This is a genomic window from Leisingera sp. F5, from assembly GCF_001593695.1.
Genome location: NZ_LUKH01001222.1, coordinates 1 through 1,180, shown reverse-complemented (window position 1 = coordinate 1,180; position 1,180 = coordinate 1). Strand labels below are relative to the sequence as shown.

Below are 1,180 nucleotides of genomic sequence, written 5' to 3'. Positions count from 1 at the left end.
CGGACCTGTATGTCGCCATCGGCATCTCCGGCGCCATTCAGCACCTGGCCGGCATGAAGGACTCCAAGGTCATCGTGGCGATCAACAAGGACGAAGAAGCACCGATCTTCCAAGTTGCGGACTTTGGCTTGGTTGCCGACCTGTTCGAAGCCGTCCCGGCCTTGACCGAAAAGCTGGGCTAAGCCCGGCTCGACAGCTGACAAATCAGGAAAGGCCCGCCATCCGGCGGGCCTTTTGCTTCCTTCACCAAATGCGTTCCTACTATTTGACCAGCGGCGACAGACGGTCAGCCAGCGCATCGGCAATCCGCAGATGTTCCTTCGGCCCAATCATGTGGCGGGCGGCGGGCAGTTCCATCTGGCCAAAGATCATGCCGGCGATGTCCTGTGCCACTGCCGCCGAAGAAGTTCTGAACTCCAGCACCCCCTGAACCTTGGGGCGCAAGGCATCGGCCATGGAACGGTCGACCAGGACCGGCTCTTCTGGGAACCCGGCTTCGGCGTCCAATTTATAGCGGAGCCATAGCAGCAGAACACGGCCATCAAGCGCCTCGACCAGGTCGCTCATCCGCTCTATCCAACTGCGTTGCAGTTGCTCCTGCACTTGCTCAAACCGCTGGCCGGAGATTTCTCGCAGGGTGCAAAGCAGATGCTTGTTGAAATGAAACTCCGTAAAATCCACTTCGGGATAGAGCGTCTTAAGGGCCGCGTGGGCCTGCAGAAACCGGTCGTTGCGGCGCGGGTGCACCCGGTAATAGGGATTTGAGATGTTTTGCGCGCCCAGCATCTGCACCACGGATACATTCGCCTGTCTGGCGATATTGATCAGGGAATCATCCTGCACAAAACTGTCCAGCCCGGCGTTCACACTGCCTAGGTTGATGCAATCCAATCCAAGCTGGGTTTGCAGAGAGTCGACAAAGGGAAATTCAACGAATCGCCCGTAAACTTCAGTTCCACCAAGAAAGGCAACATAGGGTTTATCCAGGGACCGCTGTGGGCCCCGGACCAACAGCCTGGAATGCCCATATCTGCATGGTTCCCCCGAAAGCACCCCCGCACTTTTGAGTTCATAGCTCATTTCACCACCAATTTTTCACCCGAGACTCACCTTGCCGCGCAAGCATTGCAAATTCCCTAAAGTGAGAATTTGCCTCAAATCAGTCCCTGCTGCCCTTGTG

Annotated in this window: 2 protein-coding genes; one reads left to right on the top strand and one right to left on the bottom strand. The window is 56.8% G+C overall.

Features of this window, described 5'->3' with window-relative positions; all coding sequences use genetic code 11:
- A partial coding sequence (locus tag A2I95_RS40300; RefSeq protein WP_291737933.1) for an FAD-binding protein occupies positions 1-182 on the top strand: 182 nt, incomplete at its 5' end.
- A 79-nt stretch (positions 183-261) separates the two neighbouring features.
- Here A2I95_RS40300 and A2I95_RS40295 read toward each other — a convergent pair.
- A complete protein-coding gene (locus A2I95_RS40295; protein WP_291737932.1) occupies positions 262-1,080 on the bottom strand; it encodes a DUF6473 family protein in 819 nt (272 codons plus the stop codon).
- Positions 1,081-1,180 lie beyond the last annotated feature (100 nt).

Excerpts from the sequence above, each read along its gene's own strand:
- A2I95_RS40295 (WP_291737932.1), bottom strand. The coding sequence starts at position 1,080 with ATGAGCTATGAACTCAAAAGTGCGGGGGTGCTTTCGGGGGAACCATGC.